This window comes from Kushneria konosiri (assembly GCF_002155145.1).
GTDB lineage: Bacteria > Pseudomonadota > Gammaproteobacteria > Pseudomonadales > Halomonadaceae > Kushneria > Kushneria konosiri.
Map to the genome: position 1 here is coordinate 3,144,051 of NZ_CP021323.1, position 22,926 is coordinate 3,166,976.

General features: G+C 57.2%; 28 protein-coding genes and 1 tRNA gene. 14 read left to right on the forward strand and 15 right to left on the reverse strand.

Annotated features, from left to right (window positions below; all coding sequences use genetic code 11):
- Nucleotides 1-60: 60 nt before the first annotated feature.
- The 5 genes from B9G99_RS17265 to gloB form a co-directional block, all read right to left on the reverse strand.
- On the reverse strand, nt 61-276 hold the full coding sequence (locus B9G99_RS17265) for an ATP-binding cassette domain-containing protein (protein WP_148663964.1): 216 nt from the start codon (nt 274-276) through the stop codon (nt 61-63).
- Nucleotides 273-1,349 (reverse strand): ABC transporter permease, encoded by a 1,077-nt coding sequence (locus B9G99_RS14510; protein WP_257789355.1) that lies wholly within the window; start codon nt 1,347-1,349, stop codon nt 273-275. Before B9G99_RS14510 ends, B9G99_RS17265 begins: the two co-directional genes overlap by 4 nt.
- A gap of 3 nt (nt 1,350-1,352) precedes the next feature.
- The gene (locus tag B9G99_RS14515) at nt 1,353-2,423 is read right to left on the reverse strand and encodes a microcin C ABC transporter permease YejB (RefSeq protein WP_086622799.1); all 1,071 of its coding nucleotides are present in this window, start codon (nt 2,421-2,423) and stop codon (nt 1,353-1,355) included.
- Between the two features lie 5 nt (nt 2,424-2,428).
- Entirely contained in the window at nt 2,429-4,081 is a 1,653-nt protein-coding gene (locus B9G99_RS14520; protein ID WP_227875839.1) for an extracellular solute-binding protein, read from the reverse strand.
- A 208-nt stretch (nt 4,082-4,289) separates the two neighbouring features.
- On the reverse strand, nt 4,290-5,057 hold the full coding sequence (gene gloB / locus B9G99_RS14525) for a hydroxyacylglutathione hydrolase (protein ID WP_086622801.1): 768 nt from the start codon (nt 5,055-5,057) through the stop codon (nt 4,290-4,292).
- A gap of 131 nt (nt 5,058-5,188) precedes the next feature.
- Between gloB and B9G99_RS14530 the strand changes: the two genes are divergently transcribed.
- From B9G99_RS14530 to nudC, 4 genes are read left to right on the forward strand one after another with little or no spacing between them, the layout of a single operon-like run.
- Nucleotides 5,189-6,046, forward strand: coding sequence for a methyltransferase domain-containing protein (locus B9G99_RS14530; RefSeq protein WP_086622802.1), 858 nt, complete (start codon nt 5,189-5,191; stop codon nt 6,044-6,046).
- Between the two features lie 34 nt (nt 6,047-6,080).
- Nucleotides 6,081-6,548 (forward strand): ribonuclease HI, encoded by a 468-nt coding sequence (gene rnhA, locus B9G99_RS14535; RefSeq protein WP_227875840.1) that lies wholly within the window; start codon nt 6,081-6,083, stop codon nt 6,546-6,548.
- Nucleotides 6,545-7,285 (forward strand): DNA polymerase III subunit epsilon, encoded by a 741-nt coding sequence (gene dnaQ / locus B9G99_RS14540; RefSeq protein ID WP_086622804.1) that lies wholly within the window; start codon nt 6,545-6,547, stop codon nt 7,283-7,285. The genes rnhA and dnaQ overlap by 4 nt, the downstream gene beginning before the upstream one ends.
- Before the next feature lies 1 nt (nt 7,286).
- Nucleotides 7,287-8,063, forward strand: a complete 777-nt coding sequence (gene nudC / locus B9G99_RS14545) for an NAD(+) diphosphatase (protein ID WP_086622805.1) — start codon at nt 7,287-7,289, stop codon at nt 8,061-8,063.
- 36 nt (nt 8,064-8,099) lie between these two features.
- Here nudC and B9G99_RS14550 read toward each other — a convergent pair whose 3' ends face one another.
- Entirely contained in the window at nt 8,100-8,426 is a 327-nt protein-coding gene (locus tag B9G99_RS14550; RefSeq protein ID WP_086622806.1) for an SCP2 sterol-binding domain-containing protein, read from the reverse strand.
- 44 nt (nt 8,427-8,470) lie between these two features.
- Between B9G99_RS14550 and sohB the strand changes: the two genes are divergently transcribed.
- The gene (sohB, locus tag B9G99_RS14555) at nt 8,471-9,610 is read left to right on the forward strand and encodes a protease SohB (RefSeq protein ID WP_335617611.1); all 1,140 of its coding nucleotides are present in this window, start codon (nt 8,471-8,473) and stop codon (nt 9,608-9,610) included.
- Nucleotides 9,611-9,677: 67 nt separating this feature from the next.
- Here the strand turns inward: sohB and B9G99_RS14560 are convergent, their stop codons facing one another.
- Complete coding sequence (locus B9G99_RS14560) at nt 9,678-9,950, reverse strand: ArsR/SmtB family transcription factor (protein WP_227876013.1); 273 nt, start codon at nt 9,948-9,950, stop codon at nt 9,678-9,680.
- A gap of 261 nt (nt 9,951-10,211) precedes the next feature.
- Between B9G99_RS14560 and B9G99_RS14565 the strand changes: the two genes are divergently transcribed.
- Both B9G99_RS14565 and B9G99_RS14570 read left to right on the forward strand, forming a co-directional pair.
- Nucleotides 10,212-10,889 carry a 7-cyano-7-deazaguanine/7-aminomethyl-7-deazaguanine transporter gene (locus B9G99_RS14565; RefSeq protein WP_086622808.1) on the forward strand — a complete coding sequence of 226 codons (678 nt, stop codon included), beginning with the start codon at nt 10,212-10,214 and terminating at the stop codon, nt 10,887-10,889.
- 56 nt (nt 10,890-10,945) lie between these two features.
- A complete protein-coding gene (locus B9G99_RS14570; protein ID WP_086622809.1) occupies nt 10,946-11,731 on the forward strand; it encodes an alpha/beta fold hydrolase in 786 nt (261 codons plus the stop codon).
- A gap of 52 nt (nt 11,732-11,783) precedes the next feature.
- Here the strand turns inward: B9G99_RS14570 and B9G99_RS14575 are convergent, their stop codons facing one another.
- The 5 genes from B9G99_RS14575 to B9G99_RS14595 form a co-directional block, all read right to left on the reverse strand.
- The gene (locus B9G99_RS14575; protein WP_086622810.1) at nt 11,784-13,202 is read right to left on the reverse strand and encodes a 3'-5' exonuclease family protein; all 1,419 of its coding nucleotides are present in this window, start codon (nt 13,200-13,202) and stop codon (nt 11,784-11,786) included.
- Nucleotides 13,203-13,339: 137 nt separating this feature from the next.
- Nucleotides 13,340-13,792 (reverse strand): manganese-binding transcriptional regulator MntR, encoded by a 453-nt coding sequence (gene mntR, locus B9G99_RS14580; RefSeq protein ID WP_086622811.1) that lies wholly within the window; start codon nt 13,790-13,792, stop codon nt 13,340-13,342.
- Between the two features lie 229 nt (nt 13,793-14,021).
- A complete protein-coding gene (locus B9G99_RS14585) occupies nt 14,022-15,023 on the reverse strand; it encodes an ABC transporter substrate-binding protein (protein WP_086622812.1) in 1,002 nt (333 codons plus the stop codon).
- Entirely contained in the window at nt 15,020-15,811 is a 792-nt protein-coding gene (locus B9G99_RS14590) for an ABC transporter permease (protein ID WP_086622813.1), read from the reverse strand. The genes B9G99_RS14585 and B9G99_RS14590 overlap by 4 nt, the downstream gene beginning before the upstream one ends.
- On the reverse strand, nt 15,808-16,572 hold the full coding sequence (locus tag B9G99_RS14595) for an ABC transporter ATP-binding protein (RefSeq protein ID WP_086622814.1): 765 nt from the start codon (nt 16,570-16,572) through the stop codon (nt 15,808-15,810). The genes B9G99_RS14590 and B9G99_RS14595 overlap by 4 nt, the downstream gene beginning before the upstream one ends.
- Before the next feature lie 320 nt (nt 16,573-16,892).
- Here B9G99_RS14595 and B9G99_RS14600 point away from each other — a divergent pair, with 320 nt between their 5' ends.
- Nucleotides 16,893-17,741: a hypothetical protein gene (locus B9G99_RS14600; RefSeq protein ID WP_086622815.1), complete on the forward strand. Its 849-nt coding sequence runs from the start codon at nt 16,893-16,895 to the stop codon at nt 17,739-17,741.
- Between the two features lie 115 nt (nt 17,742-17,856).
- Complete coding sequence (locus B9G99_RS14605) at nt 17,857-19,566, forward strand: potassium/proton antiporter (RefSeq protein WP_086622816.1); 1,710 nt, start codon at nt 17,857-17,859, stop codon at nt 19,564-19,566.
- Between the two features lie 63 nt (nt 19,567-19,629).
- Here B9G99_RS14605 and B9G99_RS14610 read toward each other — a convergent pair whose 3' ends face one another.
- The 3 genes from B9G99_RS14610 to B9G99_RS14615 form a co-directional block, all read right to left on the reverse strand.
- A complete protein-coding gene (locus B9G99_RS14610) occupies nt 19,630-19,869 on the reverse strand; it encodes a hypothetical protein (RefSeq protein ID WP_086622817.1) in 240 nt (79 codons plus the stop codon).
- A 79-nt stretch (nt 19,870-19,948) separates the two neighbouring features.
- Entirely contained in the window at nt 19,949-20,194 is a 246-nt protein-coding gene (locus B9G99_RS16790) for a hypothetical protein (RefSeq protein WP_148663965.1), read from the reverse strand.
- Between the two features lie 238 nt (nt 20,195-20,432).
- Nucleotides 20,433-20,522 (reverse strand) — tRNA-Ser (locus B9G99_RS14615).
- Between the two features lie 147 nt (nt 20,523-20,669).
- Between B9G99_RS14615 and B9G99_RS14620 the strand changes: the two genes are divergently transcribed.
- The 5 genes from B9G99_RS14620 (at nt 20,670) to B9G99_RS14640 (ending at nt 22,924) form a co-directional block, all read left to right on the forward strand.
- Nucleotides 20,670-21,335, forward strand: coding sequence for a Bax inhibitor-1/YccA family protein (locus B9G99_RS14620; RefSeq protein WP_086622818.1), 666 nt, complete (start codon nt 20,670-20,672; stop codon nt 21,333-21,335).
- 103 nt (nt 21,336-21,438) lie between these two features.
- A complete protein-coding gene (gene tusD, locus B9G99_RS14625) occupies nt 21,439-21,831 on the forward strand; it encodes a sulfurtransferase complex subunit TusD (RefSeq protein ID WP_086623507.1) in 393 nt (130 codons plus the stop codon).
- Nucleotides 21,832-21,861: 30 nt separating this feature from the next.
- The gene (gene tusC, locus B9G99_RS14630) at nt 21,862-22,215 is read left to right on the forward strand and encodes a sulfurtransferase complex subunit TusC (RefSeq protein ID WP_086622819.1); all 354 of its coding nucleotides are present in this window, start codon (nt 21,862-21,864) and stop codon (nt 22,213-22,215) included.
- A gap of 28 nt (nt 22,216-22,243) precedes the next feature.
- Complete coding sequence (gene tusB / locus B9G99_RS14635) at nt 22,244-22,528, forward strand: sulfurtransferase complex subunit TusB (RefSeq protein ID WP_086622820.1); 285 nt, start codon at nt 22,244-22,246, stop codon at nt 22,526-22,528.
- Nucleotides 22,529-22,573: 45 nt separating this feature from the next.
- Nucleotides 22,574-22,924 (forward strand): TusE/DsrC/DsvC family sulfur relay protein, encoded by a 351-nt coding sequence (locus B9G99_RS14640; RefSeq protein ID WP_086622821.1) that lies wholly within the window; start codon nt 22,574-22,576, stop codon nt 22,922-22,924.
- The last annotated feature ends 2 nt before the right edge of the window (nt 22,925-22,926 follow it).

The window sequence follows — 22,926 nt, forward strand, 5'->3', positions numbered from 1 at the left end:
CCCGGCCGCCATGAAGATTTTTCCAGTCACGCGGGGACAGCTCTGCAAGCCGAACCTCTTTCAGAAACCGCCCCCCTCGACACGGACACCTGGCGGGACAAGGTTTAATGCGGCCATGGCCGTCATGGTCTTGCCGGAACCTGATTCTCCCACCAGCGCCAGCGTTTCACCGGCAGCGACACTGAGGCTGACGCCATGCACCAGTGGTGTATCGCCTGCGAACACCTTCAGTTTTTCCAATGAAAAAACGGGTTGGCCATTGATGAGCCCTGTCATGCCGCACTCCCTTTTATGGAAGGCGTCGCATGGCGCGGGTCGAAGGCATCCCGCAGCCCTTCACCGATAAACACCAGCAGAGAGAGCAGGATTGCCAGCGTCATGAAGGCCGTGATCCCAAGCCAGGGGGCCTGCAGATTGTTTTTGCCCTGTGCCACAAGCTCTCCAAGTGAGGGCGAGCCGGGCGGAAGGCCGAATCCCAGAAAATCCAGCGCTGTCAGCGTGGTAATGGCACCGGTAAAGATAAAGGGCAGAAAGGTCAGGGTAGAGACCATGGCGTTGGGCAGTACGTGGCGCCACATGATCAGGTGTGCCGGTAGTCCCATGGCGCGAGCGGCGCGTACATAATCAAGATTGCGGGCACGCAGGAATTCGGCGCGCACGATGTCGACCAGACCCAGCCATGAGAAGGCGATCATGATCAGCGCCAGCCACCAGACACTGGGAACCACCAGGCTGGAGAGGATGATCAGAATGAACAGCATCGGCAGTCCTGCCCACAGCTCGATCACACGCTGTCCCATCAGGTCCACCCGGCCGCCGAAATAGCCCTGTACGGCACCCACCAATACGCCGATCAACACTGATCCCAGCGTGACCAGTCCGGCAAACAGCACCGAGAGACGAAAGCCATAGATCACGCGGGCCAGTACATCGCGCCCTTGGTCATCGGTACCCAGCCAGTGACTCGCACTCGGCGGCGCCGGCGCGGGGGTAGCGAGCGTCATGTCAATGCTCTGCCAGGAGAAGGGGATGGGCGGCTGGATCAGCCAGCCCTGGTCACGAATCAGCGCTACTACGGCCGGGTCGCTATAAAGTGCGGTAGTCGGCAAAAAGCCGCCAAAGGCCGTTTCGGGATAGTCCATCATTAGAGGCCAATACCACTGACCGTTAAAACGAACCACCATCGGCGTATCGTTGGCGATCAGCTCGGCAGGGAGGGTAATTGCCAGTAGAGCCAGAAATACATAGCTTGCCACCATGGCCCGCCGATTGGCGCGAAAGGCCGTCAATCGGCGGGCCATGATGGGCGAAAGTCGCCACTTGGTGGAAGAAAAGGCATGAATCGGCAAGGACTAGCTCTCCCGTCGTTCGAAATCGATACGCGGATCAATGACCACATAGGTCAGATCTGAGATCAGCTTCAGTACCAGACCGATCAGCGTAAAGAGAAAGAGCGTGCCAAAAATGACCGGATAATCACGCTGCAATACGGCCTCGTAGCCGAGCATGCCAAGACCATCGAGCGAAAAGAGTACCTCGATCAAGAGCGCACCGGTAAAGAAGATGCCCACCAGCGCAGAGGGCAGGCCTGCAATGACAATCAGCATCGCATTGCGAAAGACATGGCCATAAAGCTGGCGCCGCTCCGAAGCGCCCTTGGCGCGTGCCGTCATGACGTATTGCTTGTGGATTTCCTCGAGGAAGCTGTTGCGGGTCAGAAAGGTCAGGGTGGCGAAGCTGCCGATGGTCAGTGCCGTGACCGGCAGGGTGATGTGCCAGAAGTAGTCGATGATCTTCTCGCTCCAGGAGAGCTGGTCGAAGTCCGGCGAGGTCAGACCGCGCAGAGGGAACCAGTCGAGATAGCTGCCTCCGGCAAACACCACGATCAATAGCAGGGCGAAGAGGAAGCCCGGAATGGCATAGCCCACGATCACCAGTGCCGAACTCCATAGATCAAACCGACTGCCCTGGCGCACCGCCTTGAAAATCCCGAGCGGTACCGAGATGAGATAGACCAGTAGCGTGCTCCAGAGCCCCAGCGATATGGAAACCGGCAGTCGATCGATGATCAGGTCGGTGACGGGCCGGCCCCGAAAAAAGCTGTCGCCGAAATCCAGTCGGGCGTAGTTGCCCACCATGGTGACAAAACGCTGCCACAGCGGCTGGTCGAAACCGAACTGTTCATTGAGTTCCTCAATGAACACGGGATCAATGCCTCGGGTACCCCGGTTAACATCGCCGCTGGCCACGACGCCATCACTGCCGCCCCCCAGTGCCGCATTCGAATTCATACCTTCGATACGCGACAGCATCTGCTCGACCGGGCCACCGGGCGCTGCCTGAACGATAATGAAATTGAGCAGCAGCACTGCCAGCAGGGTTGGCACCATCAGCAGTACACGCATCACAATGTAGCGTGTCATGGGCATTATTCCTGACGGGCGTTGATCTGCCGCGCCTTTTGAGGATCAATCCACCAGCTGTCGGGATCCAGACCATATTCGGGATTCTGATCGGGCATGGCAATTTTTTTCCAGTAGGCCAATCGGGTGACCGGCGAATGATACTGGGGAATGACATAAAAGCCCCAGCGCAGCACCCGATCCAGCGCTGAGGCCGCCGTATCCAGTGCCTTGCGTGAATCCGCTCGAATAATATGGTTGACGAGATCATCCACGGCAGAGCTGGCAATCCCCGCAAGATTGCGACTCTGCGGTTGGTCAGCGTATTCGCTGCCCCAGTATTCACGCTGCTCGTTGCCGGGATTGGTGCTTTGGGCGATGACGGTGGTGGTCATGTCAAAATCAAACTGGCGCAGTCTTACCAGGTACTGGCTCGAGTCCACGGTACGAAGATTGACCTCTATGCCAAGGCGCGCAAGATTGCGCACCATCGGCAAAGCCATGCGTTCAATCCCCGAGCTGTTCAAAAGCAGCTCAAAGCGCAGCGGCTGGCCTGTTTTCTGATTCACCATCCGGTTATTACGCACGTCATAACCCGCTTTACGAAAAAGCTCCAGCGCTTCTTTCAGCCGGGGGCGCAAGGCCTGTGGGGCCTTGATGGGCAGGGGCGTATTGAAAACCTCTTCGGGCAGTTGATCCCGCCATGGCGCAAGAAGCTCGCGCTCAGCGTCATCCGGAAGCCCTTTTGCTTCCATGGATGAGTGATCAAAAAAGCCATGAGTACGGCTGTAGAGCCCATAGAAGAGATTGCGGTTGAGCCAGTCAAAATCGAACGCCAGCCCCAGAGCCTGTCGAACGCGCCGATCCTTGAACACATCGCGGCGCAGATTCATGACAAAGCCCTGCATGGGCGCTGGCGTGTGATCCTGGATTTCAATGCGCTGGATTAGCCCTTCACGTGCGGCAGGGAAGTCATAGCCGGTCATCCAGTTGCGCGCGATGGTTTCAATACGCAGGTCGACTCGCCCCGCCCGAAAGGCGGTAAGGGCCACACTCGGATCGCGATAGTAGTCAAAAATCAGCCGATCAATATTGTAACGTCCCCGATTGACCGGCAGATCCTTGCCCCAGTAATCATCGTCACGCTGATAAACAATGCGCTGCCCGGGCTGAACCGTGCTGATACGATAAGGACCAGAGCCCATTAGAGGGTCCAGAGTGGGCCGGGTCATGTCACGGCGCTTGATATCCCTTGCCGACAGTACCGGTAGCTGCCCCAGAATCAGCGGCAGCTCGCGTGAGTTGTGTTCACTGAATTCAAAGCGCACGGTGAACGGCGAGATCACTTCCACGTCAGTGACATCGGCATAGTAGGCCCGGTACATGGGCGAACCCTGCGTTTCAAGGGTCTCGAATGTAGTGACGACATCTTCCGCTGTTACCTGGCTGCCATCATGAAAGCGTGCTCTGGAATCCAGGTCGATTTCCATCCAGCGTCGATCCGGGTCCAGTCGAATTCCTGACGCCAGCAGCCCATACAGGGTGAAGGGCTCATCCGGGCTTTCGACCATTAGCGTATCGAAGGGCAGCCCGCCAAAGGCGGTAAGCCCACTGGCCGGATCACCGCGGATGATAAAGGGATTGAGCGAGTCGAAGCTTCCCATGGCCGCGCGGACCATGTCCCCACCTTTTGGGGCCTGCGTGTTAACCCATGGGAAGTGATTGAAATCAGGAGGCAGTGCAGGCGTATCGTACAGCGAAATGCCGTTTACGGTCGGCACATCACTGACCGGGGCCGCCTGCCCCCCGGAGACTGCGAACATCATCAGGGCAGCCCAGAGGGCGCCATGCCACCGGGCCGGCCGTGTCATCTCAATGGTTCACCTTTTAAAAGCGATCCTTCCAGGCCCGCAGGGTAGTAAAGGTAGACAGTGCATCATGCGCCTCCCCTTGTTCAGCAGCGCTGCTCTGAACGTTTTCCAGATGGGCACGCATGAATGGATTGATCAAACGCTCACGCCCGATGGTGCTTGGAAGCGTGGGCCGATCGAGCTCACGAGCCTTTTGACACTCATCAAGCAGCGTGTCGCGGGCAGGGTTATCCGGCTCGGCCGCCTGAGCAAATTTCAGGTTGGATAACGTATATTCATGTGCACCAAAGACCAGCGTGTCATCATCAAGCTCGGCAAAACGCGTCAGCGCCTGATACATCTGCTCGGGAGTACCCTCGAAAAGACGACCGCAGCCGCCGCAAAAAAGGGTATCGGCGCAAAAGAGCAGAGATGGCGTACCGCTGGAAAGATAAGAGATGTGGTCCAGCGTATGGCCGGGCGTGGCCATGACCTCGAAGTGACGGCCCATCAACCGGAAGCGATCACCTTCGCCCACGGTCTCGTCGATACCAGCAATGGCCGGGTTGTCCGGTCCGATGACCCGCGGAGTGTACCGGCTCTTGAGCTCGTTCAGCCCACCGGTATGGTCCTTGTGATGATGAGTGATCAAAATGGCTTCCAGGTCGGCACCCGTGCGTTGCAGATAGTCGATGACCGGCTGGGCTTCACCCGGGTCAACCACGACGACGCTGCCCGTATTATCCTGTTCCATGACCCAGATGTAATTATCCTGGAACGCTGGCAGTGGTTTGACGGTCAACATGACAATCCTCGAAAAGGGTGGGTTGCGAAAAGGGGATAGGGTGCCCGGCATGGCAAGTGTGTCGGGGCACTGCCAGCCTCGGTCATCGGGGCGGTCATTTAATTCGATAACCATGCGATCAGGGGCCCTGCATGTCAAATCACCACGCAGATCAGGCAACGTTCAGCGAACAGTTCCTTGCCGGACAGCGTTACTGGCAGACCTCCCATGGCAAACGACAGTGGCAGGCCGAGCAGCAATGTCTGCATCAACAACTATCGCGATCCGGCATGCAGCACGCGCTCGAGTTGGGTATGGCACCGCCATTGCTGGCTCATGACAGCATTCGCCATCGAATTCAATGGGCACCACAGCGTGACCTGGCCGAGCATCCTTCCACGCTGATCTGTCGCCCGGAAGCCCTGCCACTGGCTGACGAATCACTGGAACTGGTACTGGTTCATCATCTGCTGGAAGTGGCACCTCAACCCACCCATGTGCTGCGGGAAGCGGCGCGCGTTACCAGTGACAGTGGCAGGCTGATATTGATTGGCTGGCATCCGCTGGGCATTGCAGGGCCGACACGGCTTAAACGCTGTCATGAGCGCTTCTATCAGCGCAGCCGCTGGCTGACACCGGGACGACTGCGAGACTGGCTCAGGTTTATCGATTTTAACATTGAGCGCATCGATTACTGTGGCTTTGTGCCTTTTGAAAACACGCCGGACTGGCTTCTCATGGAACGCTGGGGCAGACGTCATAATCTGCCGCTTGGGCGCGCATGGATTATCAGCGCCAAGCGGCAGATGTGTCGCATGATTCCCCTCAAAAAACGGTTCAACCCTGCCGCCATGCTGGGCAGCAAGGCCTCCGTGCTGGCCTGTACGCCCCATGACCCACTTCACCCCTTGCAGGCTTCTTTCTCACCCGCCAGCCCGGAAAGAACTGACATGGCATCCGGCAATCATGACAAACGACGCTCGGCAGCTACCCCGACCGTCGTGGCATAATGGTGGCCTGATCTTAAATCCCAAGAGGCACGCAGTGAGTGATGAAGTACGTCCCCATGTCATTATCCACACGGACGGCGGGTGCCGGGGTAATCCCGGGCCGGGCGGATGGGGGGCGGTTCTGCGCAGCGGCCCTCACGAAAAATGTTTAAAGGGCAGCGAGGCTCACACGACCAATAATCGTATGGAGCTGATGGCTGCCATCTCTGCCCTGCGAGCACTGACCCGCCCCTGTCGCATCGAACTCTGGACCGATTCCCAATATGTCCGACAGGGCATTACCCAGTGGATTCATAACTGGGTCAAAAAGGACTGGAAAACAGCATCAAAGGCCCCGGTCAAGAATGCCGAACTCTGGAAGATGCTGCTGGAAGAGTCTCGCCGACATGATATCGAATGGCACTGGCTAAAGGGTCATGCCGGCCATGAAGGCAACGAGCTTGCCGACCGATTGGCCAATGACGCCATGGATGAACTCAGAACCCGCGAGAAAACGTCATGAGACAGATCGTTCTTGATACGGAAACCACCGGCATCGAAGTCAGGGACGGACATCGCCTGATCGAGATTGGTGGCGTCGAAGTCATCAACCGTCGCCTGACCGGACGACACTATCACCAGTACATCAACCCCGAACGGCCCATCGACCCTGAAGCCATCGAAGTGCATGGCATTACCGATGCCCGCGTGGCCAATGAACCTGTGTTTGCAGAGATTGCCCACGAATTCTGGGCGTTTGTTCAGGGCGCCGAACTGGTCATCCACAACGCACCCTTTGACGTCGGCTTTATCGATCATGAATTTGCCATGGTCAATCGAGCCCGCGGCAATGATGAACTGGGACCGCTGGCGTCGAAGTGCGGCATTCTCGATACCCTGAAAATGGCACGTGATCGCCATCCGGGGCAGCGCAACAGCCTGGATGCGCTGTGCAAGCGCTACGATATCGATAATGGCCACCGTGAACTGCACGGCGCCCTGTTGGACTCCGAAATCCTGGCTGATGTCTATCTGGCCATGACCGGCGGGCAGACCGCGCTGACGCTGGGTGCTGACCGTGACGCCGATAGCAGCAACAGCAGTAGCGGTAATACCGGATTTGGCATTCGCCGGCTGGCTTCCGGGCGTGCAGCGCTGCGGGTCATTACCGCCAGTGATGAGGAGGCACAGGCTCACCAGCAAAAGCTGGCTAAACTGCGCGAAAAGGGCGTTTGTCTCTGGGACCAGTTAGGAGGTTGAGGTGCTGACACGCGATATTCGAACGCTTGCCAACTGTCGTGAGGGTTATTTGATCCGTGTTGGAGAGCAGGGCATTGCCGACAACGGTCAGGGCGATATCCTGCAGCCCCGCGCTCGCTGGCCCGACGGTGCCATCGCCATCGGCTACTGGAACGAGGTGCCCGTTGCGGTATTGTCCGAGCCCGGTGAGGAGCAGTGGCCACCGGCACGACAATGGCTGGGCTCGCTGCCCGAGCAGTCCTTCGGACTGGTGTCCACGGCGCTGCAGATCGTGCGCTGGTCACAGGATCATCGTTTCTGTGGTCGTTGCGGTACACGCATGCGTCGTCGCTCCGGGGAATTCATGATGGCCTGTCCCGCCTGCAGCTTTCGAAGCTACCCCAGAATATCGCCGTGTATCATTACGCTGGTGACCTGGCGTGACCGGATGCTGCTGGCCCGCAGCCCACGCTTTCCTACCGGACGCTTTAGTACCCTGGCCGGTTTTATCGAGCCGGGGGAGTCGGCAGAGGAGGCCGTGCGTCGTGAAGTGTTCGAAGAAGTAGGCGTCAGGGTTGGGCGTGTCAGCTATTTCAAGAGCCAGTCATGGCCCATGCCACACTCCTTCATGATGGGATTTTACGCTGAGGCCGCCAGCCACGATATTCAGATCGACGGCGTAGAGATCGAGGCCGCCGACTGGTTTACTGCCGACCAGCTGCCCGGCCTGCCGCCTTCCTATTCCATCTCCAGTGCCCTGATCGAAAACTTCCTGAGAGGCAGCGCTGTCCGGGAATAATCTCTTTTGGCAAGCGCCTGCCACTCAGGCATCGACTCAGGTGTCTTGACTGCGGCGAAACAGTCTCGTCAGACGAGAGGCCAGCATGATGTCGCCGCGGGCGCGCACCTTGCCGGACATGACCGCCTGCATACCGCCAAGCTCCTTGTTGATCAGCCGCTCGAAGGTACGAGTATCCGTCATGAGGGTGACAGATGGGGCGTCGTGGACGCCTTCCTGAACATTGAGCGTTCCATCATCGATCACGACAAAATAGCGAGGCCCTTCATTCAGTTCGAGCTGCAATGTTTCCTGAACGCCCGCAGCGGCTTCGGCATCGAAACGTTCATGGAGTTTGGCAATCAGAGGCGCGGTATCGACCATCTTCACATCCGGTTAATGATTAAAAAATACATGATAGCCATTTCATGGCTCTTCATGCCTGGCCTTCAGCACATTCAGACGTCATGTGCGATGATGGCACGCATTCTATCCGTTATACCCGGGAGGTTGAAAACGTGGGCGAATGGTTATCCAGCTACGCACTGTTTCTGGCACAGAGTGTCACGGTGGTCGTGGCCATTGCCGTGGTCTTGATGCTTCTGGTTCGAGCCCGTGGTCAGCGACAGCAGCGCGACGCCAGACTTCATGTACGCAATCGCGGAGAATATTTTCGGCGTCACCGTGAAACACTTGAGGATGCCACACTCAAAGAAGGCGAGCGCGAGCGCAACATCAAGACTCGTCTGAAGGCGCGCAAGGCCGAGCTGAAAGCGACCAAAAAGCAAAAACAGACTGTTGAAGGTCGCAATACGCTCTGGGTACTGGATTTTGACGGTGATCTTCGGGCCTCACGAGTGCCGGCCTTTACAGAAGAGATCACCAGTGTGCTCATGGCAGCCAGGCCGGGAGATGAGGTACTGGTCCGGTTACAATCAGGCGGCGGTCTGGTCCATGCCTATGGGCTGGCCAGTGCGCAACTGGATCGCCTGCGTGCAGCAGGGCTCAGGCTCACGGTCAGCGTCGACAAGGTGGCCGCCAGCGGCGGCTATATGATGGCTTGCTGCGCAGATCACTTGATTGCCGCACCCTTTGCCGTGATTGGTTCAATAGGCGTGGTCGCACAGATTCCCAACCTGCATCGTCTCCTCAAGAAAAACGATGTCGACGTCGAGATTCTGACTGCTGGACGTCACAAGCGAACGCTGACCATGCTGGGTGAAAATACCGAAGAAGGGCGCCAGAAGTTTCTGGACGATCTGGAAAAGACCCATGATCTGTTCAAATCCTGGATTGCTGAACGTCGGCCGGCGCTCGATATCGAGCAGGTCAGCGAGGGGGATATCTGGTATGGCCAGGAAGCCATCGGTCTGGGGTTGACCGATGAAGTCAACACCAGCGAGGCATGGCTGCAGGCGCGCAGCGATCAGTGGCAGATTCTGGAAGTTGGTCTCAGGTCGCAGCGCTCGATGCTGGAACGTCTTGGCAAGGGAAGCGAGAGCGCCATCGAGCGTGGCGTCGACCGCGCCATTGATCGCGTGATGCGCCTGCGCTGGGAAAAGCAATAACGCCCTGCAAAAGACAAGCGGCCTGTCCCGGTCAGGACAGGCCGCTTATTCAAACCACGTGCCCGAATCAGGACCGGTCGAGTCCTGCCAGCGTATCGATAACTGCCTCGGCGTGTTTGCCACGCAGGGAGTAATAGATGGTCTGGGAAGCACGGCGTGTATTGACGAGCTCCTCACGGCGAAGCACAGCAAGATGCTGTGAGAGCGCCGACTGGCTCAGGTCAAGTTTGCTGTTCAGCTCTGAAACCGACATTTCACCTTCTCTGAGAAGACAGAGAATGCGCAGACGGTTTTCATTGGCCATGGCCTTGAGCAGCGGTGCAGAATCGAGAATGACCATTTCGCACCCCGCTGTCGCGATCGGTGCAGTGGCACATACACTCATTTTTAACTCCTTGTGAAAAAAAACGCTCTGCAGGTTGGCGCGCTATTGTCCAAATGTTTCTGACAGCGTTCGGCGCTCCAACAATGCAGTACCGTGTGCCATGGCCCTGATGAACAGGCTCAGCAACTCGCTCATCAAACGGCCCCTGGATTAGCGCTCACGGTTAGATGATTTTATACCTTTCCGGTTCACATAAATCGATTAAAAAACCTGATAATGCTCATATTTGACTATGCCAGAATGCGTATTGCGCTTTTTGTGCTCTGTATCTTTCATATTATGGTCATTGCCGCGAGCAATTACCTGGTTCAACTGCCCATCACGCTTTTAGGATTTCATACCACCTGGGGTGCGTTCAGCTTTCCCTTTTTGTTTCTTGCCACGGATCTTACCGTGCGTTTGATGGGGCGACATGCGGCAAGACGTCTCATCGCTCGAGTCATGCTTCCGGCGCTGGTGGTTTCCTATCTGGTCTCTGTTTTATTTCAGCAAGGGCAGTGGCGCGGTCTGGAATCGCTTGGGTCCTTTAACCTTTTTGTAGGTCGGATCGCTCTGGCAAGCTTCATGGCTTATGCCCTGGGGCAGGCGCTGGACATTCTGGTATTTGACCGGCTGCGACGCAGGCGTCCCTGGTGGCTGGCCCCGGTCGGCTCTACGATTCTGGGCAATCTGCTGGATACCTTTATCTTCTTTTTTATTGCGTTCTGGCGCAGTCCCGACCCCTTCATGGCCGAACACTGGATTGAAATAGCACTGGTCGACTATGGTGTGAAACTCACCATCAGCCTGCTGCTGTTTCTTCCTCTTTACGCCATGTTGCTGATCTGGCTGCAGCGATGTCTGCTTCGACTTTCCAGTGTGGAAACAACGGCCTCTGATGGTATGGAACACTGATGATGCAGGTTCAAGGGTGACCGCTGCATCGGTCGCAACACAGTGACGGAGACTTCATGAGCATCGAACTTCACTACGTGGATTCTGGCGAGCCTGAACAGGCCGAAACGTCGCCGCTTGTGGTTTTGCACGGTCTTTTTGGTAGTGCAGACAACTGGCGTTCTCATATCAAGCACTGGCGCCAGAAACGGCGCGTGGTGGCCATGGACCTTCGCAATCATGGTCGCTCTCCACACACCCCCGGCATGCACTACGAGGACATGGCGGCAGACGTGCTGAGCGTTCTGGATCGCCTCGACATCCAGAAATGTGATCTGCTGGGGCATTCCATGGGAGGCAAGGTCGCCATGACGCTGGCAAGACGCCATCCTGAGCGTGTGGCACGTTTGATCGTGGCCGACATCGCCCCTGTGGCTTATGAACACGGTCACAACGACGTCTTTCAGGCCCATCGTCTGGTAGAGGACGCCTTGCCTGAATCACGCAAGGAAGCTGATGAGGCGATGGCAGAGGCCGTTGACGACCGGATAACCCGACAGTTTCTGGCCACCAATCTGGTACGCGATGATCAGGGCATTCTGGGCTGGCGAGTCGGGCTTGATTTTATCGAAGAGGGCTACAGCGACATCGTGGCACCCCCAGGCGGAAACGCACCCTACGAGGGGCCGACGCTGGTCCTGAGAGGAGAGCATTCCAGCTATGTCACGGATGATGCGTTGTCCGTGATTGGCGAGATCATGCCCGAGGCTCGAGTTGACACCATTCAGGGGGCCGGTCACTGGCTTCATGCCGAACAGCCTGAAGCCTTTCTCAAGGCCGTTGATAGCTTCTTGAAAGGCTGATCGAAGAAGAACCGATCAAAAAAGATCGTCATCGCGTTGTCCCGCTCATGGCTCAGACGTCAAGCGGGATAACGCTGATGTTCTCGTGATCATTGGTCAGAAAACGCGTCAGGATCTTGTAGGTGTCAGCATCAAAGGCGACCTCGTCCACCGCCGGTGCCTGATCGAGCTGCTCCACGCTGCCGAGATAGCACCAGTGATCGACCAGATGATAGACCACTTCCTGATCACTGGCCGTTTCCTTGAAAGCAACGCGTCCTGCCCACGGCCAATGACGGATACGCAGTCCTTCCAGCGCCTCACGAGCGCGCTGCGTGTGGGCCTCCAGGCTCTCCTGTCCGCAGCAGGCCCCGGCACAGCGACCAATCTGATAGGCAAAGCAGCGTCCCTTGCCGCGCTCCAGCCCCATGACCCTTGGGCAAAGACGCTGTTGCTCGACAATACTGGTGAGGGCACGGGTCGCCTCCTTTCGTGACCGAAACATGCCATAGCGCACGCCCGAGACATCTTCATGCAGCGTTTTCTGTCCAGCAAGCTGTGGCGCCTGCGCGTCCAGCGGCCAGTACCAGGTATGCAGTCCGGCACTGCGGCGCAACCGACGGTTATAAACGGGGGAAAGCTGCTTGATCAGACGGGCCTCAAGAAGCTGCGCGCCAAGATCGCCTGCTGTTTCATGCCATTCCAGATGACGGGTCTGCTGACAGATTTTCATTTCGCGATCGTTTCGATGATCACTGTTGAAATGGCTCAACACCCTTGAGCGCAGATTCACACTCTTGCCAACATAAAGCGGCAGTCGGTTATGCCCATAAAAGAGATATACCCCAGGGCGCGAGGGAAGCTCATCAAGCAGACCAGGATCAAGCTGTGCAGGAAGACTGCGCCGACGCTCCTGATCGAGTACCAGCTTCTCGATCTTTTCAACACAGTGATGACGCGCCCAGTATTGCCAGACGGAAAACAGCGTCATGGTATCTCCCATCGCGCGATGACGCGGTGGATGAGGTTCCAGCTGATAACGTGCCAGAAGAGTGTCCAGCCCATGGTGGTGAGAACTTTTGTCCAGAGCCCGTGATAGTTTGAGGGTACAGACAACGCGTCGCCGAAACTCCCGCCCCAGCCGTCTAAACTCATTCCGCAGAAAGCTGTAATCAAAGCGGGCGTTATGGGCAATCAGCCAGCCGTCCCCCAGCCACTGCTCGAAGCGCTCGGCAATATCCTCGAAACCGGGCGCGCCACTGACCAGTGCATTATCGATGCCGGTCAATGTGGCGATACGGTCAGGAATGTCGATCCCCGGATCTATCAGGGACTCAAAGCGATCGACGATTTGACCATCAAGCACGCGAAGCGCGGCAATCTCGGTGATACGGTCGCGGGTGGCACGCGTGCCGGTGGTTTCAAGATCAATGAAGATCAGCGGCGTGTCTGCAAGTGGTGGGTGCGTCTGCTCCCTTGAATGAGACGACATGACCTGAGTCCCCCGACGCTGCTAGCGTCGCTTTAAAGCACGAAGAATGAATGAGCCTGCAGAGAGTAGGGCGTGCTGCAGGCAGAGCGCCTCATTCAGGATAGGTATTGAAATGACAGGACGGGAAGCAGGAAATGTTAGCGGCTGGTCATGCGGGAGATGGAGTCTGGCACCAGGTGAGGGTTGTCATCCAGAAAACGGTGCATGGCAGCTACGGTTTCGTCACTGCAGTGATGCTCGATGCCTTCGGAATCGGCGCGGGCAATACTTTCAGGAACTCCCAGAGCCAGAAGCGCCTGGAGTACGACCCGATGGCGCGCAGCCACCTTATGGGCCAGCTCTTCGCCCTGATCGGTCAGAAAGATACCGCGGTAGGGGCGAGCGTTAACCAGTCCGTCCCGCTTGAGACGCGTAACCACCTTGGACACGGCAGCCGGGCTGACGCCGAAGCGGTCGGCAAGATCACTGGCACGTGCTTCTCCCAGATGGCGATGCAGATGCGCTATTTCCTCGACATAGTCCTCTACCAGTTCACGCTGGTGATCCTGGCGCACGCGCTCAAAGTGTTCGTGGTGGGACGTTGATGGCATGACTCTCTCTTGATCGATCGCCGAAACGGGAATAAAAGTAACACATAAAAGTTGACTATTATAATAAGGATTGTAAACAGCGCCGTATTCAGAACGGCCTTCAGAAAAGGGCCCTTGAGACCATCTCCTGAAGGCACTATCAGCCCTGTCCCGAGCACGCCGTCACCACCGCCCATTACCTGCTTTCAATGCCACGCATCCTCAGGACATTATTGCGAAATGCTCCCTGTCACCTGTTAGTAGCGTTAATGTCCTCTGCCAGCCGATTAACCGGCGCGCGTTCTTTGATCACACCGCGGTCCAGCAAAAAGCTCTCGAAATCGTGATAGCGCGCCGTATCCAGAGCTGCCGGGCGAAGTGCGAAGCGTGCGATGCTGGCTTCCCAGGCCTTATGGTTGACCTCGTTATCCAGTGACGGATCATACGCCTTGAATGTCTCCCAGCTCTGCTCGGGATGGTTAACGATCCACATCGAGGCCTTCTCAACGGCCTTCATGAACCGTGATATCAGCGGTCGCTTTTCATCAAGCGTTTCGGTATTGGCCAGAAAGATCAGCTCGTCATAGATGGGCACACCTTCTTCCTCAATAAAAAAGGCGCGACCCTCAACGCCCTCCTGTGACATTTGAGCGGGTTCAAAATTACGAAAGGCACCGGTGACGGCATCAACCTGCTGGCTCAAAAGGGCAGGCGTTAGCGCAAAGTTGACGTTAACGAGCTCGATATCGTTCATACCAAGGCCGGAATGCTTGAGCATTGCCGCCAGAAGAACCTCTTCGACGCCCCCGACCGAATAACCGACCCGTTTCCCCTTGAGATCATCGATCTGATGGATGTCGCTGTCGGCACGCACCATCAACACATTCAACGGCGTGCCGATCAATGTGCCGACACGTTTGACCGGCAAACCCTCATCCACCTGCAGATGAAGCTGTGGCTGGTACCCCAGCGCCAAATCTTCGCGGCCTGCAGCGACCAGCTTGGGCGGAGCGGTCGGGTCGGCAGGGGTATCGATGGTGACGTTCAAGCCAAGATCGCGAAAGTATCCCTTTTGCTGGGCAATGATGATTGGTCCGTGACTTGGATTGACGTACCAGTCCAGCATCAGCCGCAGGGATGATTCGGGGGGCGAAGACAACGGTGCCGGGGCATTGTTGTCAGCTCTGGCAGCGCCGGTCAGCAAAACGGTCGTGAACACCGCGAGCCATAAACGACCCAGTATTTTTTTCATGATCTCTCTCCATTGGGTAGCGTGTGCCTGCCGGTACGATCCGGCTGCCAGGGCATGGCCAGACGACACAGGCGATCGACGGTAAAGTAAAGCGTGATGGTCATCAGCAGCAGCACGATCAGTGCGGCAAACATGAGGTCGGTCTGCATGCGGCCGTTGGCCTGGAGCATGAGATACCCAAGTCCGGCACTGGAACCTACCCATTCACCGATGATGGCCCCGATGGGCGCCGCGGTCGCGGCCATGCGAAGCCCTGATGCCAGCGACGGCAGGGCAGCCGGCAGGCGAATGTAAAAAAGCTGGCGATTGTCGCTTCCCCCCATGGTGGTGGCCAGGTCAAGCCAGCCGGGCTGGGTCTGGCGCAAACCGTCGTAGCAGGTCGAGGCGATGGGGAAGTAGATGATCAATGTCGCCATGACGACTTTCGACCCCGGTCCGTAGCCAAACCAGAGCACCAGCAATGGGGCAATGGCAAATACCGGAATGGCCTGGGTCAATAACAGCACCGGCAGAACGGTCGAGCGTAGAAAGGCCCATCGCGACAGTGTCAGAGCCGTCATCGTGCCCAGAAGCGTGCCACACAGGAAGCCGGCGACGATTTCACCAAGCGTGACCAGGGCGTGATGCCATAAGAGTCCGAACTGTTCGATCAGGGTATTCAGAACGCTCAAGGGGGCAGGCAGCATGTAACGTGGCGCACCCAGAACCACGATCAGCTGCCAGAGCCCTATTAGCAATGTGGTCGCCAGCATCAGGCGCAGCAAGGCCGGATAGAGAGATCGCATCATGAGCTCTTCTCCGTCAGCGCCTTTAAAAGCTCACCGTGGTGATGACTGACCGAGGGCGAGGCAGGATCACGCGGCGGCGCGCCCTGTGGCGGTAGAACACGCTCAATACGTGCAGGGCTGCCACGCATGATCAGTAACTGGTCGCTCAGTCTCAGTGCCTCAAGCGGATCATGTGTCACCATCAACACAATGCGATCCGCGAGCAGCTCGCAGGCCCGGGCATGGATATCGAGGCGCGTCATGGCATCCAGCGCGGCGAAGGGTTCATCCATCAGCACCAGCGCTGCCTGCTCAAACAGGGTGCGCGCCAGGGCGACGCGGGCGCGCTCTCCGCCGGAAAGCGTTTGCGGATAGCGATTGGCCGCCCAGCCAAGCCCGACTTTTTCAAGAAGCGACATGGCCCGGTCACGGTCATGGCGCTCGCCACGCATGACGGCGCCCAGTTGCACGTTATCAATGACGCGGCGCCAGGGCAGCAGCAGGTCCTGCTGGCCCATCCAGGCAGTGCGCTGGGTAAAAGGACGTTCATTGGTATCGGTCAGAGAAAGGCGGGCATCACTGGAGACCTCAAGCCCTGCCATCATGCGTAAAAGTGAACTCTTGCCACACCCGCTTCGACCCAGCAGGCAGCTCCAGCCGGGCGAGGGGAGCGACAGGTCAATATCGTCAAACAGCACTCGCGTACCAAAGGCAAGATGTGCCTTTTTTACCCGAAGTTCGTTGGGTGCAGTAGCGCTGTAAAGTGAATCTGATGATGGCATGGCAGCCCTTTTTAAAGGGCGAAGGGCACGGCGTGCGTGATTCGAAATCCCTCCGCCGGCATGAACCGGATCAGGTAATGGGCGCTGTTTGAGCGCCTTGCGGGTTGTGGCTGACCACTCTCAGCATCGATGTGTCTCGATACACCCCGTTCGAACATCGCCGAGTCTAGCGCCCCACGTCCATGTCGACCATGATTTCATGCACGACAGTCCCATTATTTCCGTCATCAGCATCAAGGACTTTTTTATCAGTACGTTATTTGCATACTAAGGGGAGACCAACCGTTTTCGGTGCACTTCACCAACAAGAGTGGCCTTGAATGACACCACCGTGCGAACTGACCGAGCGACTCTCCTTTTTTCTGGGACGACAGCTCATTGCTCAGCCTCTGGATTGGGAAGATGCCTCCAACTGGCGCTGGAAAAGCGATGCACTGTCGCCGGAAATGATCCGTATGGCGCGCACCGGGATCAACGACCCTTTCTGGCACGGCTTGTGGGCACTGTTCGGATTTGACCGCTGGCAACACGCCGAACATCTGACGCGTCTGGCCGGCAACCTGCCAGCCCATCTGCCCATGCTTCCGCTCCCCATGACGTGGCTGGGCGAGCTTCAGGGGGCGCCTGTCTGGAGCCTGCCGTGGCGCGCCGGACGCACCGCCACCATGAATACGTCATTTACCTCACGTCTGGGCGAGCAGGTGGGACGTCTTCATGCGGTGCCAGTGTCAGGCTGGGGCCATCCGTTGGCCGAAATCTGGCCGCTGTCCGCCTGGCCCCGGAAAGTCAGGCGCTATCTGGATCAGAACGCCTCGCCAGAGGTGCTTCGCGACCTGCCGGAACAGGTGCCGGAGCCGGCAACGGCCGTGTGGAGTCTGCCGGATCTGCGTGACGATCAGTTCATACAGGGCGCCACGGACTGGTGCTGGAGTGACTGGGAGGCCCTGGTATGGGCGCCGAGAGAATTTGATTGGGCCCTGATTGAACTCTTGATCACCGACCCGGATCAACAGCGCCATTTTCTGGACCGCTACTGGCAGTTTTGCGATGTCATCGATATCAGTTCACACCGATTGACCTGCCGAGCCATCCTGTGGCAATTCAACTGTTTTGGGCCCTGTCCCTGGGAGCGGATACGTGATGCACGCTGCTGGCTGGACTATCAATAACACTGTCTGCCGTCACGACATGCATGGGCATGCTCCCTTTTCAGATGCCCGGATGATAAAGGCAGGCGTTCGTGGCACACTACGTCTTATTACAAGAGGTTATTAAAGAGACGCCGTGATCGACTTTAACAGTATATTCCTGCTGGGTGGATTACTGGTGGCCATGAGCATTCTGGCCAGCCGGGTATCTGCGCGTATTGGCCTGCCGCTGCTCCCCCTGTTTCTGGGCATCGGGATGCTGGCTGGTGTCGACGGTCTGGGGTTGATCGATTTCGGCGACTATAACCTGGCTTATCTGATCGGCCAGCTCGCCCTTGCCATGATCCTTCTGGATGGTGGCCTTCGAACACGCATGAAAACCTTCAGGGTAGGGCTTCGACCGGCGCTGTCGCTGGCCACACTTGGCGTCTTTTTGACCAGTGGCCTGACCGGTCTTTTTGCCATGTGGGTGTTCGATCTCAGCGTATTTCAGGGATTGCTGGTCGGAGCCATCGTCGGCTCGACAGACGCGGCAGCTGTATTTTCGATGCTCAGCGGTCAGGGGATTCGTCTCAATGAGCGTGTGGGTGCCACGCTTGAGATCGAGTCGGGTACCAATGACCCAATGGCCATCTTTTTGACGCTGATTTTGTCTCAGACCCTGGCAGGCTCCATCGACAGTGTTTCCGGAACGCTTTTGATGTTTGTCGAGCAGTTCGGCATCGGCGCCCTGGCCGGCATTGCCAGTGGCTGGCTGCTGGGTCGTCTGTTGCGCTGGCTGGATCTGGCGCCGGGGCTTTATTCACTGCTGGCTGCCGCCATGGGCTTCAGCGTTTTCGCACTGACCAACATGCTGGGTGGCAGCGGCTTTCTGGCCATTTATCTGGCCGGGGTCATGATCGGCAATATCCGCGGCAAGCATCTCGAATTCATACTGCCCGTACATGACGGGTTGGCCTGGCTGAGTCAGATCGGGCTTTTCCTGACCCTCGGGCTGCTGGTCACACCCAGCGAAATGGTCGATTATGCCTGGTCCAGCGTTCTGGTCGCCGTTGTGCTGATTTTTGTTGCAAGACCACTGTCGGTCCTGCTGAGTCTCAAGCCCTTTTTCGGATTTCGCTGGCGAGAGCTTGCCTTTATCTCATGGGTCGGGTTGCGCGGTGGCGTACCAATCGTTCTGGCCATCTTCCCGGTCATCGCGGGCGTTGAAAATGCCTCGCTTTATTTCAATGTGGCCTTTTTCGTGGTGCTGATCTCACTGATATTGCAGGGCACCACCATCGGCCATATGGCGCGCTGGCTCAAGGTCGAAGTGCCTTCGGAAACTGCACCGGCACGCCGTCGCCTGCTGGGCGTGCTGCCTGAGGATGACTATGAGATGTTCGTTTACAAGGTGGACAGCAAGCGTGTCGAAAATACGCCGCTTAGAATGCTCCGCTTTCCTTCAGGTGCGGTTGTGGCTGCGATTTTTCGTGAACATGTCATGATTCACCCGACCGGCAGCACCCGACTGCAGGCCGGCGATGTTGCCTGCGTCATCGCCCGAACCCACGATCTCAATGCCATCAATCATCTGTTCAACGGTGATGCCGAACTCAAGCGGGAGCGCGACTTCTTCGGGGCCTTTGCCCTGTCAGGTGAAGCCTCGATGGGCGATGTGGCCGATGCCTATGGTCTGACCCTGTCGCTTTGGGAGCGTGAGGAAACGCTGGGTGCCTTCATTGCCCGTCGTGTCGGCGGCTACCCGGTGGTGGGGGATGATATCGACTGGCATGGTATTCACTGGGTCGTGCAGGATGTCGAGGGCAATAACGTCACACGAGTCGGTTTGAGGCTGCACGGCTAATTCCTGCCGCCGGACATAAAAACGCCCGCTCAGTCGCGGGCGTTTTTATATTCAAGGCATATCTCAATTCATGACACGCCACTTGTTATTTTTCTGCGAAGTCGGGGGCAACGGCTCATCGTCGTGATCAAGCTGGATGCGCGTTGATTCGTCAAGCAGATCTCCCTGTGGGGTGCACTCCTGGAATTCACCAGCATGGCCCGGGCGATCACCGGCATCGTAAACCCCTGTGGGGTTATCCCCCTGATGCTCGCCTTCCCGCTCCATGTTGCCCTTGGTAAAACCGCGTCCACTATTGGCCATCAGAACTTCTCCGTGTCATTTGATCATCCTGAAATGAGCCTAGGCAAGGCTGCATCACTCTGCAACCGGAACGGCCCTGTCAGACGCTGCCGGTATCGCTCAGCCTCTGAAACGCCCGCACCGCGCTGTCCTCGATACCCTGCTGACGATAATGGGCTTCGAGATTGATGAAGACCTCCAGCATGTCCGGGTCGAGGAAGAGCTCATCCATTTTTTGGCCCTGCTGCCAGAGCTCCAGACACATCGCTCCGGAATCACGAAATTGTTGAATGACCTCACCTGGAAAGGGCTTGGAAGCAGCATTACAAGCTTGCTGTAGACTCACGGGTATCAAAGCCATTGCCTCGGTATGCATATTGATGAGGCAACAGTAAGTGCAGGTGTTCAGATTGTAAATTTTTGAAGGGTAAAAGTTGCTCGGTATGGTGTCTTGAAGAGGGGGGTGAGGCAAACCATGCCTGTAATTCAGATCATCAAGGCCAGTCAGGACAGAGCCAAAGGGAGAAAAGGCATCAAAAACGAAAAGGGCCTGCCAATCAATGATTGGCAGGCCCTTTGAATAGTGGCGGAGGGACAGGGATTCGAACCCTGGAAGGGCGTTAACCCTTGCCGGTTTTCAAGACCGGTGCATTCAACCGCTCTGCCATCCCTCCGGCTTACGGCGATGCATCTTAACAGCCTGCCAGCAAAGGTCAAGGAGCTTAATTCAATCAAAAGGGTCATCGCTTGCAGAGAAGGCGTTTGAAGCTCATTCTTGGTTAAAATTCCACCATAACCATGCACGATGCAGGGAGTGATCCATGGTCGATAGAACCTATGGGGTCTCGCAGAGCGGGGCCAGAAGTGTCGAAGCGCACAAGGTATTGCGCAATACCTACATGCTGCTGGCCATGACGCTGCTGTTCTCGGCTGTCACTGCCGGGGTTGCAATGTCGATGGGCATCCAGCGCATGAACATTTTTGTCTTTTTCATTGGCGCTTACGGGCTGATGTTTCTGGTCCACAAGACCGCCAACTCGGCCGCAGGGCTGCTGGCGACCTTCGCGTTTACGGGCTTTATGGGGTTCACCCTCGGCCCGATTCTCAGCGCCTATCTGACGCTGTCCAACGGACCGCAGCTGATCATGACCGCACTGGGCATGACAGCAGTGACCTTTGCCGGTCTGTCGGCCGTGGCGCTGATTACCCGAAAGGACTTCAGCTTTCTGAGCAATTTCATCATGGCCGGCGCCATCGTGCTGATTCTGGCCATGGTGGTAGCAATGATCTTCAATATCTCCGGTCTGGCCCTGGCCGTATCGGCGGGTTTTGTGCTTTTTGCCTCGGCCGTGATCCTTTATGAAACCAGTCAGGTGATCCATGGCGGACAGGACAACTACATTCTGGCCACCATCAGCCTGTATGTGGCCATCTACAATCTGTTTATCAGCCTGCTGTCGATTCTGGGCCTGAGTTCCAGCGACTGACCCCTCACGGCGTCATGATCTGTTAACATGAGACCCTGCCTTCCGGCAGGGTTCTTTTGTTTCAAGAAGCTTGTTTCTGGAGAAATATCTGGTGTCTCAAGGACTGACCTACGCCCTGATGGTCCAAGGCGCACCCTATAGCCAGCAGGCCTCTCATAGTGCGCTGCGTTTTGCTGAAGCCTTGCCGGCGCAGGGGCATCGTGTGGCCACGGTCTTTTTCTATCATGACGGCATCTACAATGCCGCCAGCATGATGACACCGCCGCGGGATGAGCCCCATCTTCTCGAGCGCTGGCGTGCGCTGCATCAGACCCAGCAATGCGAGCTTCTGGTCTGTGTGGCCTCGGCCGTTCGTCGTGGTCTGCTGGATGAGGGAGAGGCACGCCGTCATGGGCATTCACATCCCACTCTTGAGGCGCCGTTTGAGCTGACGGGACTGGGACAGCTCATGCAGGCCGCGCTTGAGCATGATCGACTGATCACCTTTGCCCCCTGAGGCGAGTATTACGGACAAGGCAACAACATCATGGAATCCAAAAGCATACTGGTGGTCGTGCGACATCCACCGCATGGCTCGAGCTGGGTTCGTGAAGGGCTCGAAACGGCATTGGTCGGCGCAGCGCTGGGCCAGCCGCCGAATCTGCTGTTTAGCGGCGACGGGATTCTGGCGCTGCTGGCTCATCAGCAACGGGGCGCACTGGGACAGAAGGGCAGTGCGGCCATGCTGGAAGGCCTGTCACTCTATGACATCGAGCCCCTCTGGTATGACCGGCACTCGCTTGAAGCGCGCGGGCTTGACGCCAGTCAGTTGATACCGGGGTGTCAGCAGGCCAGCACGGCGGACATGATCGCCCGACATGACGTGGTCATGAGTTTTTGATGCATCATTTCTTTCAACAGGGATCACCATGAACACGCTTCACCTGGTCAATCGCTCTCCCTTTGCTACTCGTATTCTGGATGAGCTTGCTGCCGCCGTCTGTGAAGGCGATCATGTTCTTCTGATCGAAGACGGCGTCTACGCAGCCTGTGGCACTGCGCTGAGCGACTTTCCGAAAGGCATCAAGCTCTGGGCACTGGAAGAGGACTGCGTATCGCGAGGCATCGTTCCCTCGGAATTCCCCAAAAGAGTGGACATGGCAGGTTTTGTCGACCTGACTGCCAGGGCACATCGCTGCGTCAGCTGGTTCTGATCGCCGATCAGGTATACGACCCCAAATTACATAACACCGGAACTCATGACATCGGATACCGACACTCTAACACTTGCTGATGGCACGACTGTCGCGCTTGATAGCGACGGCCACCTGCTGGATCCTGAATGCTGGTCGCCTGAAATAGCCGAGAAAATGGCCGAGCGCGAGGCTCGCGTACTGACCCCCGAGCACTGGGAAATCATCGAGCTGCAGCGTGACTTTTATACACGCTTTGAGATGGCCCCGGCCATGCGAGCACTGGTCAAGGCTACTCGACAGCAACTGGGTGAAGAAAAGGGCAGCTCGCTTTATCTGATGTCGCTTTTCCCCGAGAGTCCTGCGCGCGTGTCAGCACGTCTTGCAGGACTGCCACGCCCCACCAACTGCCTGTAGGT

Coding starts and splice junctions, on each gene's coding strand:
- B9G99_RS14565 (WP_086622808.1), top strand. CDS start 10,212: ATGCTCATATTTGACTATGCCAGAATGCGTATTGCGCTTTTTGTGCTC.
- B9G99_RS14575 (WP_086622810.1), bottom strand. CDS start 13,202: ATGTCGTCTCATTCAAGGGAGCAGACGCACCCACCACTTGCAGACACG.
- B9G99_RS14560 (WP_227876013.1), bottom strand. CDS start 9,950: ATGGTCATTCTCGATTCTGCACCGCTGCTCAAGGCCATGGCCAATGAA.
- B9G99_RS14530 (WP_086622802.1), top strand. CDS start 5,189: ATGTCAAATCACCACGCAGATCAGGCAACGTTCAGCGAACAGTTCCTT.
- mntR (WP_086622811.1), bottom strand. CDS start 13,792: ATGCCATCAACGTCCCACCACGAACACTTTGAGCGCGTGCGCCAGGAT.
- B9G99_RS14520 (WP_227875839.1), bottom strand. CDS start 4,081: ATGGTCCGCGCGGCCATGGGAAGCTTCGACTCGCTCAATCCCTTTATC.
- B9G99_RS14600 (WP_086622815.1), top strand. CDS start 16,893: ATGACACCACCGTGCGAACTGACCGAGCGACTCTCCTTTTTTCTGGGA.
- B9G99_RS14620 (WP_086622818.1), top strand. CDS start 20,670: ATGGTCGATAGAACCTATGGGGTCTCGCAGAGCGGGGCCAGAAGTGTC.
- B9G99_RS14515 (WP_086622799.1), bottom strand. CDS start 2,423: ATGACACGCTACATTGTGATGCGTGTACTGCTGATGGTGCCAACCCTG.
- sohB (WP_335617611.1), top strand. CDS start 8,471: ATGGCTCTTCATGCCTGGCCTTCAGCACATTCAGACGTCATGTGCGAT.
- tusB (WP_086622820.1), top strand. CDS start 22,244: ATGAACACGCTTCACCTGGTCAATCGCTCTCCCTTTGCTACTCGTATT.
- gloB (WP_086622801.1), bottom strand. CDS start 5,057: ATGTTGACCGTCAAACCACTGCCAGCGTTCCAGGATAATTACATCTGG.
- B9G99_RS14610 (WP_086622817.1), bottom strand. CDS start 19,869: ATGGCCAATAGTGGACGCGGTTTTACCAAGGGCAACATGGAGCGGGAA.
- B9G99_RS14640 (WP_086622821.1), top strand. CDS start 22,574: ATGACATCGGATACCGACACTCTAACACTTGCTGATGGCACGACTGTC.
- B9G99_RS14570 (WP_086622809.1), top strand. CDS start 10,946: ATGAGCATCGAACTTCACTACGTGGATTCTGGCGAGCCTGAACAGGCC.
- tusC (WP_086622819.1), top strand. CDS start 21,862: ATGGAATCCAAAAGCATACTGGTGGTCGTGCGACATCCACCGCATGGC.
- B9G99_RS14585 (WP_086622812.1), bottom strand. CDS start 15,023: ATGAAAAAAATACTGGGTCGTTTATGGCTCGCGGTGTTCACGACCGTT.
- B9G99_RS14595 (WP_086622814.1), bottom strand. CDS start 16,572: ATGCCATCATCAGATTCACTTTACAGCGCTACTGCACCCAACGAACTT.
- B9G99_RS14550 (WP_086622806.1), bottom strand. CDS start 8,426: ATGGTCGATACCGCGCCTCTGATTGCCAAACTCCATGAACGTTTCGAT.
- B9G99_RS14590 (WP_086622813.1), bottom strand. CDS start 15,811: ATGATGCGATCTCTCTATCCGGCCTTGCTGCGCCTGATGCTGGCGACC.
- dnaQ (WP_086622804.1), top strand. CDS start 6,545: ATGAGACAGATCGTTCTTGATACGGAAACCACCGGCATCGAAGTCAGG.
- B9G99_RS17265 (WP_148663964.1), bottom strand. CDS start 276: ATGACAGGGCTCATCAATGGCCAACCCGTTTTTTCATTGGAAAAACTG.